The organism is Streptomyces sp. NBC_00249 (genome assembly GCF_026342355.1).
Classification (GTDB): Bacteria; Actinomycetota; Actinomycetes; order Streptomycetales; family Streptomycetaceae; genus Streptomyces.
This window is the reverse complement of record NZ_JAPEMV010000012.1, coordinates 135,160-148,507: the sequence shown is the minus strand read 5'-3', so window position 1 is coordinate 148,507 and position 13,348 is coordinate 135,160. Positions and strand designations below refer to the sequence as shown.

Annotated in this window: 14 protein-coding genes; 8 read left to right on the top strand and 6 right to left on the bottom strand. The window is 72.9% G+C overall.

Annotated elements, in window-relative coordinates; genetic code table 11:
* Nucleotides 1-34 precede the first annotated feature (34 nt).
* Nucleotides 35-535 carry a DUF1772 domain-containing protein gene (locus OOK31_RS37810; RefSeq protein ID WP_267091984.1) on the bottom strand — a complete coding sequence of 167 codons (501 nt, stop codon included), beginning with the start codon at nucleotides 533-535 and terminating at the stop codon, nucleotides 35-37.
* A 336-nt stretch (nucleotides 536-871) separates the two neighbouring features.
* On the opposite strand from OOK31_RS37810, the gene OOK31_RS37805 reads away from it, so the two are divergent.
* Together OOK31_RS37805 and OOK31_RS37800 are read left to right on the top strand one after the other, a co-directional pair.
* Complete coding sequence (locus OOK31_RS37805; protein WP_267091983.1) at nucleotides 872-2,236, top strand: AMP-binding protein; 1,365 nt, start codon at nucleotides 872-874, stop codon at nucleotides 2,234-2,236.
* Nucleotides 2,233-3,042 carry a thioesterase II family protein gene (locus OOK31_RS37800; protein WP_267091982.1) on the top strand — a complete coding sequence of 270 codons (810 nt, stop codon included), beginning with the start codon at nucleotides 2,233-2,235 and terminating at the stop codon, nucleotides 3,040-3,042. The genes OOK31_RS37805 and OOK31_RS37800 overlap by 4 nt, the downstream gene beginning before the upstream one ends.
* Before the next feature lie 73 nt (nucleotides 3,043-3,115).
* Here OOK31_RS37800 and OOK31_RS37795 read toward each other — a convergent pair whose 3' ends face one another.
* Nucleotides 3,116-3,571: a MarR family transcriptional regulator gene (locus tag OOK31_RS37795; RefSeq protein ID WP_267091981.1), complete on the bottom strand. Its 456-nt coding sequence runs from the start codon at nucleotides 3,569-3,571 to the stop codon at nucleotides 3,116-3,118.
* Between the two features lie 132 nt (nucleotides 3,572-3,703).
* Here OOK31_RS37795 and OOK31_RS37790 point away from each other — a divergent pair, with 132 nt between their 5' ends.
* Complete coding sequence (locus OOK31_RS37790) at nucleotides 3,704-4,537, top strand: alpha/beta fold hydrolase (RefSeq protein ID WP_267091980.1); 834 nt, start codon at nucleotides 3,704-3,706, stop codon at nucleotides 4,535-4,537.
* Here OOK31_RS37790 and OOK31_RS37785 read toward each other — a convergent pair.
* The 3 genes from OOK31_RS37785 to OOK31_RS37775 all read right to left on the bottom strand — a co-directional run bounded on the left by OOK31_RS37785 (nucleotide 4,534) and on the right by OOK31_RS37775 (nucleotide 7,526).
* Entirely contained in the window at nucleotides 4,534-6,183 is a 1,650-nt protein-coding gene (locus OOK31_RS37785) for a transposase (protein WP_267011417.1), read from the bottom strand. The two genes, OOK31_RS37790 and OOK31_RS37785, sit on opposite strands and share 4 nt — an antisense overlap.
* Nucleotides 6,176-6,778: an IS607 family transposase gene (locus OOK31_RS37780; protein WP_267091979.1), complete on the bottom strand. Its 603-nt coding sequence runs from the start codon at nucleotides 6,776-6,778 to the stop codon at nucleotides 6,176-6,178. Before OOK31_RS37780 ends, OOK31_RS37785 begins: the two co-directional genes overlap by 8 nt.
* Nucleotides 6,779-6,839: 61 nt before the next feature.
* Nucleotides 6,840-7,526, bottom strand: a complete 687-nt coding sequence (locus OOK31_RS37775) for a TetR/AcrR family transcriptional regulator C-terminal domain-containing protein (RefSeq protein WP_267091978.1) — start codon at nucleotides 7,524-7,526, stop codon at nucleotides 6,840-6,842.
* 143 nt (nucleotides 7,527-7,669) lie between these two features.
* Between OOK31_RS37775 and OOK31_RS37770 the strand changes: the two genes are divergently transcribed.
* The 3 genes from OOK31_RS37770 (at nucleotide 7,670) to OOK31_RS37760 (ending at nucleotide 10,517) form a co-directional block, all read left to right on the top strand.
* Entirely contained in the window at nucleotides 7,670-8,188 is a 519-nt protein-coding gene (locus OOK31_RS37770; protein ID WP_267091977.1) for a hypothetical protein, read from the top strand.
* A gap of 103 nt (nucleotides 8,189-8,291) precedes the next feature.
* Complete coding sequence (locus OOK31_RS37765; RefSeq protein WP_267091976.1) at nucleotides 8,292-9,158, top strand: oxaloacetate decarboxylase; 867 nt, start codon at nucleotides 8,292-8,294, stop codon at nucleotides 9,156-9,158.
* A gap of 288 nt (nucleotides 9,159-9,446) precedes the next feature.
* A complete protein-coding gene (locus OOK31_RS37760) occupies nucleotides 9,447-10,517 on the top strand; it encodes a saccharopine dehydrogenase (protein WP_267091975.1) in 1,071 nt (356 codons plus the stop codon).
* Nucleotides 10,518-10,587: 70 nt separating this feature from the next.
* Here the strand turns inward: OOK31_RS37760 and OOK31_RS37755 are convergent, their stop codons facing one another.
* Entirely contained in the window at nucleotides 10,588-11,526 is a 939-nt protein-coding gene (locus tag OOK31_RS37755) for a ScbA/BarX family gamma-butyrolactone biosynthesis protein (protein WP_267091974.1), read from the bottom strand.
* A gap of 110 nt (nucleotides 11,527-11,636) precedes the next feature.
* On the opposite strand from OOK31_RS37755, the gene OOK31_RS37750 reads away from it, so the two are divergent.
* Nucleotides 11,637-12,272, top strand: coding sequence for a ScbR family autoregulator-binding transcription factor (locus tag OOK31_RS37750; protein ID WP_267091973.1), 636 nt, complete (start codon nucleotides 11,637-11,639; stop codon nucleotides 12,270-12,272).
* A 250-nt stretch (nucleotides 12,273-12,522) separates the two neighbouring features.
* The gene (locus OOK31_RS37745; protein ID WP_267091972.1) at nucleotides 12,523-13,293 is read left to right on the top strand and encodes an SDR family NAD(P)-dependent oxidoreductase; all 771 of its coding nucleotides are present in this window, start codon (nucleotides 12,523-12,525) and stop codon (nucleotides 13,291-13,293) included.
* Nucleotides 13,294-13,348: the final 55 nt, after the last annotated feature.

Here is a 13,348-nt window from a genome sequence, read left to right as displayed (position 1 = left end):
CACCGCGACCCGGCAAACCTTCCCGGCCACAGCACTAGGCGGGCAGGTTGCCGTTCAGGACCAGTGCCCAGGCCAGCAGCCCCGTCGCCACCGTGCACAGCAGCGTGCGCCACACGTTGGCCCGGACCCACGGCCCCTCGAACGCACCGCGCACCGCCGCCGGATCCGCGATCCGGTCCACCGGGCCGGCCTTCTCCAGGGCGTTGTTGAGCGGGATGTTCACCCGCCCCGTGACCACCATCGCCAGGACGTACGCCACGAACGCCCCGATCAGCGGCGGCAGCACCGCGCGCCCGTCGGCCGGGAGGTGCAGGGCCAGGGCGAGCCCGGTGAACACGAGCGCGCCGAGGTAGCCGAGCAGGAACCAGCCGTTGAGGATGGCGACGTTGATGCGCTGCATCACCTCGACGACCGTCCGGTCGCCCGTGCCGCGCAGGCCGGGCATGACGGCCACCGAGAAGCCGTAGAACAGGCCGCTGACCAGGCCCATGGTGATCGTCGCCGCGATCAGTGATGCGAACCGTGCCGTTTCCATGAAGGTGTCCCCCGCCGGTTGGTCGTCGCGCCCGGGCCGATCCTACGGGCGGACCCCGGCCGTGTCCCGGCAGAAACGGCTTCGCCAAATCCGGCCCCGCCGGCGTTTGAGGCGCGGGGTCTGGGGCGGAGCCCCAGGTCTGTGAGCCGCGCCGGCGCTTGAGGCGGGAACGGAGGAAGGGCGGGGCGGGGAGCAGCTCCGCGCAGCGGCACCCCCGCCCCATCCCCGCCCCCACTCCCACCCATCCGCACCCGGCACGGGCCCGGCCCCCGCCCAGCCCCGGCCGGAAACCCCCCGCGTAGCCTTGGCCTCCCACCACCGAAAGGGAGTTGCCGCGTGCTGACCGCCCTGGACGGGACGTACGGCGACCGCGCGGACGCCATCGGCGTCGCCGGCCGTACCGCCTCGTACGAGCAACTGCTGGGCGCGGCGAGCGCAGTGGCCGCCGACATCGCCGGCGCCCCCGCCTTCGCCGTCACCGCGACCGCCTCCCTCGAGACGGTCGCCGCCGTCGTCGGCGGACTCCTCGCCGGGGTGCCCTTCGTACCGCTGCCCCCCGACGCCGGCCCCGCCGAACGCGCCCACATCCTCCGGGACTCCGGCGCGACCGAGATCCCGGTCGACTTCACCCGCCGAGCCCCCACCCCGGCCACCCCCGCCACCCCCACCCGGCAGTCCGCCCAGGACCCGGCCCTGATCCTGTACACCTCCGGCACCACCGGCCCCCCCAAGGGCGTGCTCCTGACCGCCGACGCCCTCGCCGCCGACCTCGACGCCCTCGCCGACGCCTGGCAGTGGACCGCCGAGGACACCCTCGTGCACGGGCTCCCGCTCTTCCACGTGCACGGCCTCGTCCTCGGCGTGCTCGGCGCCCTGCGCACCGGCAGCCGCCTCGTGCACACGGGCCGCCCCACCCCACAGGCCTACGCGGCGGCGGGCGGCAGCCTCTACTTCGGGGTGCCGACCGTCTGGTCCCGGATCGCCGCCGAACCGCCGTCCGCCATCGCCCTGTCCGGGGCCCGCCTGCTGGTCTCCGGCAGCGCCGCCCTGCCCGCGCCCGTCTTCCGGGACCTGGAGCGCCTCACGGGCCACCGCCCCGTCGAGCGGTACGGGATGACCGAGACCCTGATCACCGTCAGCGGCCGGGCCGGCGGAGAGGTCCGCCCCGGCACCGTCGGCACCCCGCTCCCCGGCGTCCGTACCCGGATCGCCGCCGAGCCGGGCGCGGAGATCGGCGAACTCCAGCTGACCGGCCCCACCCTGTTCTCCGGGTACCTGGGCCGCCCGGAGGCCACCGCGGCCGCGTACACCGAGGACGGCTGGTTCCGTACGGGCGACATCGCCGCCGTCGACCCGGACGACGGCGTGCACCGCATCGTCGGCCGCGCCTCCATCGACATGATCAAGTCCGGTGGCTACCGGATCGGCGCGGGCGAGATCGAGAACGCCCTCCTCGACCACCCCAAGGTGAGCGAGGCGGCCGTCGTCGGCGTCCCCGACGCCGACCTCGGGCAGCGGATCGTCGCCTTCGTCGTCGCAGAGGGGGTGACGGGCGCCGAACTGACCGAGTTCGTCGCCACGCACCTGTCGGTGCACAAGCGCCCGCGCGAGGTCCGCTTCATCGCGGCCGTGCCGCGCAACGCCATGGGCAAGCCGCAGAAGAAGCTGCTCCTCGCCGACGAGCCCGGAGACCAGGGATGACCACCGCACGCACCGCACACCCCGCCCCCGACCCCGCCGGCCTGCGCCAGAGCCCCTGGCTGCGCCGCTTCCACCAGCCGGAGCACCCACGGCCGCAGGCCGCGCCGGTCCTCGTCGTCTGTCCGCACGCCGGCGGCAACGCCTCCTTCTACTTCCAGCTGTCCAGGAGCCTGGCCGCGCACGCCGAGGTGCTCACCGTCCAGTACCCGGGCCGCCAGGAGCGGTTCGGGGAGCCGGTACCGCCGACGCTCGCCGCCTTCGTCGAGGGCCTGGAGCAGGCGTTGGCGCCGTGGCGGGAACAGGGCCGCCCCCTGGTGCTGTTCGGGCACAGCATGGGCGCGCTGATCGCCTTCGAGCTGGCGCGCAGGCTGGAACGGGCGGGCGAGCCGGCGCGCGGCCTCGTCCTGTCCGGGCGCCGCACGCCGCTGATCGAGCGCGAGGAGAACCTCCACGCCCTGGGCGACGAGGCCCTGATCGCCCACCTGAGCGAGCTGGCCGGGACCGAGCCGGACCTGCTCGGCAGCCCGGAGATGCGGGAACTGATCCTGCCGGCGCTGCGCGGCGACTACCGGGCCGTGGAGACCTACCGCTACGAGCCGGGACCGGTGCTGGGAACTCCCGTGAGCGTGCTGTGCGGGGAGTCCGACCCGCGGGCGGGCGCGGCCGAGGTCATGGGGTGGCGGGAGCTGACGGACGCGGCCTTCACCTTCCGCAGCTTCCCCGGCGGGCACTTCTACCTGGTCGAGCAGCACGAGGCCGTGGTCAGGGCGGTCATCGAGGACCTGACCGTCTTCACGGGGGCCTGAGCGGCCTGAGCCGCCGGGCCGCCGGGCCGCCTGAGCGGCCGGGCCGCCTGGGCCGTCGGTGCGGTCCGGGCCGTCAGTGCGGTCCGCGCACGGCCAGGTGCCGGGCGAGCACCTCGAGCGCGTCCCGTACCTCGGCCAGGCTCCCGGCGTCCTCCTCGCCCAGCGCCCGGGCGAGGGCCTCCTCCACCTTGGAGGCGCCCGCGGCCCGTACGGCGGCCACGCGCGCGGAGGCCCCGGGCGCCTGGCGGACCAGGGTGCGGCGCCGGTCGGCGGGGTCGGGCGCCGTCACCACGGAGCCGGCCTCGCGCAGCCGGGCGACCGCGCCCGAGACCTGACTCTGCGGCAGGCCCGTCCGCTGCGCCGTCTCGCCGACGGTGGTGTCCGGGTGCGCGGCGACGTCCCCGGCGACGATGACGACCGAGCGGGTGCCGCCCGCGTACTGTCCGGAGCCGCCCGGGGGTTCGGGGAGGGCTTCCTCGCCGAGCTTCATCAGGGCCCGGCCCAGCAGGAACAGTTCGATTCCATCCACCCGCCCCACGCTACATCACAATTGATTCATCGAAATCGATCCATCACTCTTGATGGATCGATTTCGATGGAATAGGCTGGTCGCAGAGCAGCGGACGAAGGGCCCGCGCCGAGCGTACGAAGGAGAGTCACCATGTCCGGCCTCATGTCCACCCTCACGGTCCCCGGCGCCACGCTGCACTACCAGCTCATGGGCTCCGGACCGCTGTTGCTCGTCTCGCAGAGCGGCGACGGCAACGCCGACCGCACCGTGGACCTCGTCCCGCACCTCACCGACGAGTTCACGGTCCTGACCTACGACCGGCGCGGCCTCTCCCGCAGCCGGCCGGCGGAGAGCGGCCGGACCACCTCGCTCGCCGAGCACGCCGAGGACGTCCACCGGCTGCTGGCCGCCGTCACCGACGAGCCCGCCCTCATGCTCGGGTGCAGCCTCGGCGCGGTTATCGGCCTGCACCTGGCCGTCCGGCACCCCGGGCAGCTGTCCACCCTCGTCGCCCACGAGCCCGTCGCCCCGCGCCTGTTGCCCGAGGCCGAGCGCCTGCGGCACGAGGCGGAGCTCGCCCACCTCCGCGACCTCTACCGCACGGCGGGCCTGGCCGCCGCCCTCCCCGAGGTCGCCCGGTCGCTCGGCATCGACCCCGCCCGCCAGGAGACCGAGCCGGGGCTCACCCCGCAGCCGATGGACGAGCAGCGCCGGGCCGACTTCGGCTACTTCATGGAGCACGACGTCCTGGCGATCCTCCAGGACACCATCGACCCGGCCGACCTGCGCCGCACCGCGACCCGCATCATCCCGGCCGTCGGCGAGAGCACCCCGGCCACCGTCTTCGACCACGGGTGCGTCATGGGGCTGGCGGACCTCCTGGGCGAAGGGATACGGACCTTCCCCGGCGGGCACAACGGCAACACCACCCACCCCCGCGCCTACGCCGCCCGCCTGCGCGCCCTGCTCTCGAACCGTTCCTAATCAGTGAGCAGCAGTGAGTCTTGGACCCACTGCCCGGCACTGCGCGCATCCCGAACGGTTTTGGATGCGCTGGTCTCCCGCGTTCCCTTTTGGTGACCCGGTCGGCGGCGTGCATCGTGTGCACGCTCCGTGACGGGTGGGCGGGTTTCCTCACGCTCCCGGTCACCTGGTCCGGCCTGGACGGTCCGATGCCCAGCACCATCACTCTGGTGATGCCGGGGCGGTGCCGTCCGTCGCCGGATCGGGTGTCCGAGGGCGCGTCGCCCGATCGCGATACCAGCGGCATCGTGACGGGACATCTTTCGGCGCGGGGCGGTCAGCGGCTTGCGCCAGTGCTGATCGCCCCACATCGAGGTGTAGGCCGGGTCCACGGCCACGATGGACATGTCGCTCTCGGCGGCCATCGACACGAGCCGGGTTTTGAGTTTGCCGGTGGGGATGCCGGAGATGAGCTGCCGGAAGCGCTTCTTGCGTCCGTGCTTCTCGCGGGTCTTCTCGGCGGTGAAGTCGAGGTCCTCGATCGCGATGGCAGCCACACCGCAGGACTTGGCCCAGTGCAGGACTTGGGTGATGGCGTGCCGGATCTGTGCGTCGCGGTGGTTCGCCGAACCACTGAGGTCGTAGGGGAAGCGGTGCGGGTCGCCGATCGGGTTGCCGTGGGCGTCGAGGCGGTAGGCGGCGAAGTGGTCGGCGTTCGTGTCCACGCCGATCACGCCCTTGGCGCGGGCCGTGGCCAGCGGCATGGTCTGGACGACGGGGCGTTGCCAGGACGCGGTGAGGTACCAGCGCCCGCGTTCCACGTCGAGGTGGATGCGGTAGGCGACGGCCCGGTTCGCTTCCACACGGTCGGCCCACTCCTCGCCCCGGTGCGCGAACGCGGTCTTCGAGGCCAGGGCATACCGGCCGTGCTTGGCGTTCGCCAGGTGCGCGAGCGGCGCGGGCAGCTTGATGCTGACCTCGCCGGCGGCCGTGACGCGGATGGTCTCGTTCCCGAACGGCTTTCCAGACTCGCCGTCGGCGGCGAGGAACCAGCGCTCGGCTTCCCACCGTTCCCGCCACTCGGGCTCGGTGAGCTGCGCGGCGGACAGGTTGTGCCGGGTGTTGAGCAACTTCCGGCTACCGCGCACGACGTGCACGACTGCGGCCTCACGTTCAGCGCGAGCGACATCGAGGCGGTGTTCCAGCGTTGCCAGGCGTCGGGTTTTCTGGAACCACTCGCCCTTGGAGCGGTAGCCGCCCGCAGCGCGCTTGGTGCCCTTCTCCCCGAGCGGGAGGGACAGACGGTGCATCAGGGTCCGCACACCGGCTTCGAGGTTCTGGATGTGGGCGAGCTGGCACCGGCGCGAGAGCGCCCACTGATCGTGGGAGGTCTTCGTGATCGACCCGGCCCACCGCGACGACGAGGCGGCGGTCAGGCCCTGCTTCCGGGCCGCCCACGTATCGGTGGAGTGGTCGCTGCCGTCACGGCAGCGGGACGCCAGATCGCGGGATGCCAGGGAGCCGAGGTGCTCGCCGACCAGGCGCAGCACCTTGTCGTCCTCGGGTGTGAGGTGCTTGAGGCGGTCGCGTATCGCGACACCGGACGGACCGAGGGCGACGAACGGCGCGTCGATGGTGCGGAGCTGCTTCTTCTTCGGCTCAGTCATCGGCGGCAGCCGCCTCAAGAGCCTTCATTGCCCGGTTCTTCGCGGAGCGGCGCCCGTACAGGCGGGCACAGAACGAGGTCAGGACATCCACGATGTCCTGCACCAGGTCGTCATCGACTTCGCCTTCGTCCAGGACGACCAGGCGGCGTCCGGTCGCGGACAGCGCGGCCTCGACCAGCTCGACGTTCATCCGGCCGAGCCGGTCTTTGTGCTCCACCACCACGGTGGTCACAGCCGGGTCGGCCAGCAGACGACGGGCCTTCGTACGGCCGCCGTTCATACCCGAGGCGATCTCGGATTCGATCCGCACCACCCGGTGACCGGCCTTCGCCGCCCACTCGGACAGCCGGGCCGTCTGACGTTCCAGGTCGGCCTTCTGATCGTGGGAGGAGACGCGGGCATACAGACCCACACCGCCAGTCACAACCGGTGACGAGTTCGCCTCGATGTTCACCAGGATCGTGCGCGGCCCGACCCGCTCAGCGGGGACCGGCAACGTGCCCTCACGGAACCAGCGGTACGCGGTATGCGGATGCACACCGTTCACTTTCGCCCACTCCTTGAGGTTCGCGCAGCGATCGTAATACCCACTCAAAGGCGCCAAAGCACACTAGAGTTGACCTAATCTGGAGCAGTTCCGTACCCCTGAAGCCCGGTCAGCGCGCGCCGCGGCCCGCGAGTTCGGCTTCCAGCCCGCCCAGCAGCATCTGGAGACCGAACTCGAAGGTCCGCTCCGGACCGGAGGCGTACTCCAGGGACTCCGGGGCCTCCAGCCGGGCCCGTAGACGCGGGAAGCGCTGCGCGACCTCCGTCGCCTTCGCCATGGTCTGCGCGATCAGCTCGTCCGGGTCGCCCCCGTCCCGGCCCAGGCGCCGGTTCAGAGAGGCCGTCGCGGCGGAGCCCAGGGCGCTGCCGAGGACGAAGGTGAAGACGGTCGCCGCGGCCCGGTCCGCCTCGGGGCCCGTGAAGCCGGCCTCCTCGTAGACGGCGAGGCACAGGTCGTCGTAGCGCGCCTTGCCGGGACCGTAGAAGAGGTAGGTGCCGAAGGCCGGGACGAGCCAGGGGTGCCGGCCGAGCATCGCGTGCAGGCCGGTGGCGAGCGTCGTGGCGGCCGCGCGCCAGCCGACCGCCGCCGGGTCGGGCAGCGCGACCTCGTGCCACACGTGGTCGCCGCAGAGCAGGACCAGGTTGTCCTTGTTCTTGACGTGCCAGTAGACCGCTGTCGCCGCCGAGTTCAGGCGCTTGCCCAGGCTGCGCATGTTCAGCCCTTCGAGACCCTCCTCGTCGAGCAGTTCGATCGCGGTCAGGACGATGTGTTCCTGCGTCAGTGTGTCGCGTGCCATGGCCCTCACGATAGGCGGCCAACCTCGTCTTGCACAAAGTTCAGGAGGTTACTTGCACTTAGTTCAAGTCCCGGCCTACAGTCCTCTTGCACTGAGTGAAAGCCGAGGGCGCCGCAGGGCGCCGTACGAGGGGGAACCCGGTCATGAACGCTCTTGTCGCCCTGCTGCACCTGCTGGTCGCCACCGCCTTCCTGAGCATCCCGCTGGTGCGCCACCGCTTCGGCGCCGCCGCCACGCGGGCCGCCGAGGCGGAGCTGCGCGGCCAGGGCGTACGGCCGGGCGTGCTCGCCGAGAACGGCATGCGCTTCGACGCCGGAGGTCACGAGACCTGGGCCCCCGTCGCGATCGCCGCGACGATGGCGGTCGCGGCAGGCCTCAACCTCTCCGGCAGCTCCTGGGCCGCCACCGCGACCTGGATCCTCCAGTCGGCCGTCCTGCTCGTCAACTGCGTGATCCTCTACAGCAACCTGACCGCCGTGCCCTCCGTGACCGCCGCCTTCGCCCGCAAGGGCGACGAGGAACTGGCCCGGATCGACGTGGCCGCCCTGCTCAAGGCCGCCGAAGAGGGCTTCCCCGCCTGGGTCTGGATCCTGCAGAACGTCCGCCATGTGGTGGTCTTCGGCGCTTCGACAGCCGCCCTCGGCCTCACCGCCCTCGCCTGACCCCGGCCCCTGCACCCGGCCGCCCGGGCAACTCGTACGGGTGGTCGGTACGTTGGACCGATCCGCCGCCGCCGGGGCGCACCGGTCCACCTGTGAGGCACGCATGAGCAGCAGCACCAGCACCAGCACCGACGCCGTCGCCCGGCTCCGACGGGGCACCGCCTTCCGGGACCTGCACGCCGGCCCCCGCCCCTTCGTCGTCCCCAACCCCTGGGACGCCGGCACCGCCCGGATCCTGGCCTCCTTCGGCTTCGCCGCCCTCGCCACCACCGGCGCCGGCCTCGCCCACAGCCTCGGCCGCCCCGACGGCGCGAACCGGGTCAGCCGCGCCGAGATCCTCGCCAACGCCGCCGCGATCGTCGAAGCCACCGGCCTGCCCGTCACCGCCGACCTGGAGAGCGGCTTCGGCGAGCGGCCCGAGGACATCGCCGAGACCATCCGGCTCGCCGCCGGGGCGGGACTCGTGGGCGGCTCGATCGAGGACTCCACCGGCCGTGACGAGGACCCCCTGCGGCCCGTCGAGGAGGCCGTCGAGCGGGTCGCCGCCGCCGTCGAGGCGGCCAAGGGGCTCGGCTTCCCCTTCACCGTCACCGCCCGCGCCGAGAACTTCTTCCAGGGCCGCCCCGACCTCGACGACACCATCCGCCGCCTCCAGGCGTACGAGGCCGCCGGAGCCGACGTGCTCTACGCCCCTGCCCTCCCCGACGCCGAGGCGATCCGCGCCGTCTGCGCCGCCGTCGACCGGCCCGTCAACGTCCTGATGACCGGCGCCCTCAAACTGACCGTCGCCGACCTCGGGGCCCTCGGGGTACGCCGGATCAGCACCGGCTCCGCCCTCTCCCGCGCCGCGCTCGGCGCCCTCTCCCGCGCCGCCCGCGAGATCATCGGGTCGGGCACCTTCGACTTCGGGGCGGACGCCCTCCCGTACGCCGAGGCCAACGCCCTCCTGGCCCCCGCCCCCGAGCACTGACCCCGGGGGGCGGGGCCGGGCGTCAACCCCGACACCTGCCGCTCATCACTCGGGAGGGGGAATTCGAGGGGCTTCGGGTTCGGCGTGGCGGCGTACCGCCGCGCAGGTCACGCGTGTGTCCCCGGCCGCGCCGCCGCCGTCTTCGCCGGACCGCGCAGGGCAGGCTGGAAACACCACCGAGACCCCCCGCCTACCGCCCTCCGGCGAACACCCGCATTCCTGTTTTCTGAACCGCGACCAGGCGTAGGGGCCCGGCATCCCGACGCCTTCAGACAGGACACCCGCACGATGTCGGACACCACCCACCTCTGGATGCGGCACGAGGCCCGCCCCACCGAACGCCGCGCCCCCCTCACCCCCGAGGACGCCGCCCGCCTGGTGGGAGGCGGCATCCGGATCACCGTCGAGGACTCGCACCAGCGCGTGTTCCCCCTCGCCGACTACGCCGCCGCCGGCTGCGCCACCGCCCCCACCGGCTCCTGGCACGAACAGGCCCCCGCCGACGCCTACGTCCTCGGCCTCAAGGAACTCCCCGGCGGACCCGGCGCCCCCGCCCTGCGCCACCGCCACATCTACTTCGGCCACGCCTACAAGGGCCAGGCCGGCGCCGCCGAACTGCTCTCCCGCTTCGCCGCGGGCGGCGGGGCCCTCCTCGACATGGAGTACCTCACCGACGAAGCCGGCCGCCGCGTCGCCGCGTTCGGCTACTGGGCCGGCTACGTCGGCGCCGCCCTCGCCGTCCTGCACCACCGCGGCGCCCTGGCCGCCCCGCTGCGCCCCACGGACCGTCCCGCCCTCGACGCCCTGCTCGCCTCCGGCGCCGACGCCGTGGACCCCACCGCCGCCCTCGTCGTCGGCGCGCTCGGCCGCAGCGGCCGCGGCGCCTGCGACGCGCTCGTCCAGGCCGGACTGGAGCCCGCCCGCTGGGACCTCGCCGAGACCCGCGCCCTGGACCGTCCCGCCCTCCTCGGCCACGACCTGCTGGTCAACGCCGTCCTGACCACCACGCCCGTACCGCCGTTCCTGACCAAGGCCGACCTCGACGACCCCGCCCGCCGGCTCTCCCTCGTCTCCGACGTCACCTGCGACGTCACCTCCGACTGCAACGTCCTGCCGGTCTACGAGGAGACCACCACCTGGGACGAGCCCGTCCGCACGCTGCGCGCCGGCGGCAACCCCCTCGACCTGATCGCCATCGACAACCTCCCCTCCCTGCTGCCCGTCGAGGCCAGCACGGCCTTCTCCGCCGAACTCGCCCCGCAGCTGCGGAGTCTCGCCGCCTGGGACGGCGTCTGGGAGCGCGCCCTGCGCACCTACCGCACGGCCGCCGCGGCGCAGGAGCCCCCGCGCGTCCGCTGACACCGACGCCGACGCGCGCGGCCGCCGACCGCCCCCGGGGCGCCGGCGGCCGGCCGGCGCCGCCGCCCGCTCAGGGGATGTGGGCGACCGCGACCCTCGCCTCGAAGACGGGTGCCTCGTCCTGCGCGGCCGTCACCCGCAGCCCCTTGTCGCGGCCCTCGGCCTGCGGCGGGACCGGCTCGGCGGTGATCCAGCACGGGCTGGTGAACTCGACGTAGCGGCGGAAGGTGACGTTCATCGACGCGGGCCACCAGGCGCCGCCGTCGGGGGCGCTGGCGTGGGCGGCCTGCCGCGCCGCCTCCAGGAGCAGCATCCCGGGGACGTGGTCGACGGGGTGGTCGAACAGCACCGGGTGCGCGGTGTCGACGCGCAGCCGCCAGCGGTCCGCATCGGGGGTGGGGGAGAGGACCACGTCGTCCGGCCTGTCCCGCCCGCACCGTCCGGGGGGTAAGCCGGGGGTCGGCTCGGGCAGCCCCCAGAACTCCCGCGTCCCCGCCCGCCCTGCCCTCAGCCGTTGGTAGACGGCCGGGGTGTGGCAGTGGAAGACGGTGCTGGCCACGGCCAGCAGGGATTCCCCGCGGGTGACCTCGTAGTGCATGGACAGGGTCACCGGCAGTCCGCGCCGGTAGGTGATGTTCGTGCAGTTCACGTGGAGCTGGAGCTCGGCGGGGGTGCGCTCGACGCGCATCGCGTGCGGGTTGACCGCGTAGCGCAGCCGCGACCAGCTCAGCTGGTGCCCGATCGGCACCCCGTAGGCGGTGTGGGTCAGGAGCGGCAGCGTCTGGCGGATGGTCTCGCACAGCAGCATGGGGTCGTACAGGCCTCGGTCGCAGACGTAGAAGCCGTGGCAGCGGGGCCACTGCGCATCGATCGTGAACGCATCGGGCTCGTCCGGAGTGCATCCCGTGAGGAAGACGTCGGACAGGGCGGCGCGATGGACGTATTCCTTCGCAACGGTGGTGGTCAGTGCGCTGCGTGCAGGTGCGGGGAGTTCAGTCGATGTGAGCATGCCAATCCCCTCTGGCGTGCGTATGAGTGGCCATGTATGGCCTGGTCGGCCATCGGCGCGGACTGTAAAATAAAGTGCGTTCGCTTTGTTTGTCGAGAGGGGATGCACGAATGGTGGAGCCGCAGTTGAAGCAGGAGCGCGCGGTGAAGACCCGCCAGGCGATCATCTCGGCGGCCGCCGAGGTCTTCGACGAGAGCGGATACCTCGGCGCCAGCATGCGCGAGATCATGAAGCGCGCGGGAGTGACGCTCGGCGCGGTGTACTTCCACTTCCCCAACAAGGAAGCCCTGGCCACGGCGGTGATGAACTCCCAGCCGGAGACCATCATGCCGAGGCTGGCCTCGGACGGGCTCCAGCGCCTGGTCGACCTCACCCTCGTCTGGTCGCACCAGCTCCAGGTGGACAAGATCCTGCGCGCGGGCGTCCGGCTCGCCGTCGAGCAGACCGGCGCCGGGCTGCACGACCCCGGGTCGTTCCACGAATGGCAGCGGATCATGGAGGAATGCCTGCTGGTGGCCCGCGAGCGGGGGGAGCTCGACAGCGCCGCGGACGTGGTCAAGATCGCGGAATTCGTCGTCGGCGCGTGCACCGGCATGCAGCTGTACTCCGACCTGGTGACCAACCGCTCCGACCTGCCCCGCCGCACCGTCGCCATGTGGGAACTCCTCATCCCCTCCATCGCGAGCGAGAGCGGCCGGAAGTCGGTGCGGGTCAGCGTCCGCCGTGCCGCCGTCCTCATCGCGTAGGGGCCGGCGCGCGCGGGGGCCGCGGGGGCCGGCGGCCGGGTCCCGGACGGCGCCGGGCTGCGTAGAAGGGCGGCACCGATCGACGTAGCCGGACGGCACCCGACGGCGTAGGCGGTGTACGCCCCCTCCCGAGGGGGCGAGGCGTTGTGATAGAACGCCTCGACTCCAGGAGAACGCATGACCGGTTCCACTGGGACGCCGTGATTCCGCCGACTCGTCAGCCCCTCCGCTGCTCTGCCGAAGGAACGTCATGAGCGACTTACGCATGCTGGAGAACAAGGTCATCATGATCACCGGCGCGTCGAGCGGCATCGGAGCCGCCGCCGCCCGGCTGTTCGCCGCCGAGGGCGCCGCCGTGGTGGTGACGGCCCGCCGGGAGGGGCACCTCGAAGCGCTGGCCGAGGAGATCCGCCGGCGGGGCGGTCAGGCGACGGCCGTCGCCGGGGACGTCGCCCGGTGCGCGGACGTGGCCCAGGTGGTGGCCCGCGCGGTCGCGGAGTACGGACGGCTCGACGGCGCCCTCAACAACGCGGGCTGGGCCACGGCCGGAACGCGCATCCACGAGACCGACGGCGCCGTCTTCGACCAGATCGTCGACGTCAACCTGCGCGGCGTGTGGAACTGCCTCCAGCACCAGCTCCACGCCATGCTCGCGGCCGGCTGCGGCGGATCCATCGTGAACACGGCCAGCGTGGCCGGAGTGCTCGCCACCGGCGCCAACGCCTCCTACGTCGCCGCCAAGCACGCGGTGATCGGCCTGACGAAGGCGGCCGCCCAGGAGTACGCGCCGGACGGCGTACGGGTCAACTCCCTGGTGGTGGGCAGCACCAGGACCGAGCTGATGACCGACATCCTCACGCAGACCCCCTCGCTGGAGGAGTGCTTCACCGGGCGCTCCCTCCAGAAGCGCATGGCCGACCCCGTCGAGGTCGCCCAGGCCGCGGCGTGGCTGTGCAGCGACCGGTCCTCCTTCGTCACCGGTACGGCGCTGCCCGTGGACGGCGGCTGGACGGCCGCCTAGCGCTGTGACCTGTGCCGAAGGGACGAACCGGGCCGGGACGGCGGCCCGGGCCGGG

Excerpts from the sequence above, each read along its gene's own strand:
- OOK31_RS37800 (WP_267091982.1), top strand. The coding sequence starts at position 2,233 with ATGACCACCGCACGCACCGCACACCCCGCCCCCGACCCCGCCGGCCTG.
- OOK31_RS37765 (WP_267091976.1), top strand. The coding sequence starts at position 8,292 with ATGAGCAGCAGCACCAGCACCAGCACCGACGCCGTCGCCCGGCTCCGA.
- OOK31_RS37755 (WP_267091974.1), bottom strand. The coding sequence starts at position 11,526 with ATGCTCACATCGACTGAACTCCCCGCACCTGCACGCAGCGCACTGACC.
- OOK31_RS37760 (WP_267091975.1), top strand. The coding sequence starts at position 9,447 with ATGTCGGACACCACCCACCTCTGGATGCGGCACGAGGCCCGCCCCACC.
- OOK31_RS37750 (WP_267091973.1), top strand. The coding sequence starts at position 11,637 with ATGGTGGAGCCGCAGTTGAAGCAGGAGCGCGCGGTGAAGACCCGCCAG.
- OOK31_RS37775 (WP_267091978.1), bottom strand. The coding sequence starts at position 7,526 with ATGGCACGCGACACACTGACGCAGGAACACATCGTCCTGACCGCGATC.
- OOK31_RS37745 (WP_267091972.1), top strand. The coding sequence starts at position 12,523 with ATGAGCGACTTACGCATGCTGGAGAACAAGGTCATCATGATCACCGGC.
- OOK31_RS37785 (WP_267011417.1), bottom strand. The coding sequence starts at position 6,183 with ATGACTGAGCCGAAGAAGAAGCAGCTCCGCACCATCGACGCGCCGTTC.
- OOK31_RS37770 (WP_267091977.1), top strand. The coding sequence starts at position 7,670 with ATGAACGCTCTTGTCGCCCTGCTGCACCTGCTGGTCGCCACCGCCTTC.
- OOK31_RS37810 (WP_267091984.1), bottom strand. The coding sequence starts at position 535 with ATGGAAACGGCACGGTTCGCATCACTGATCGCGGCGACGATCACCATG.
- OOK31_RS37790 (WP_267091980.1), top strand. The coding sequence starts at position 3,704 with ATGTCCGGCCTCATGTCCACCCTCACGGTCCCCGGCGCCACGCTGCAC.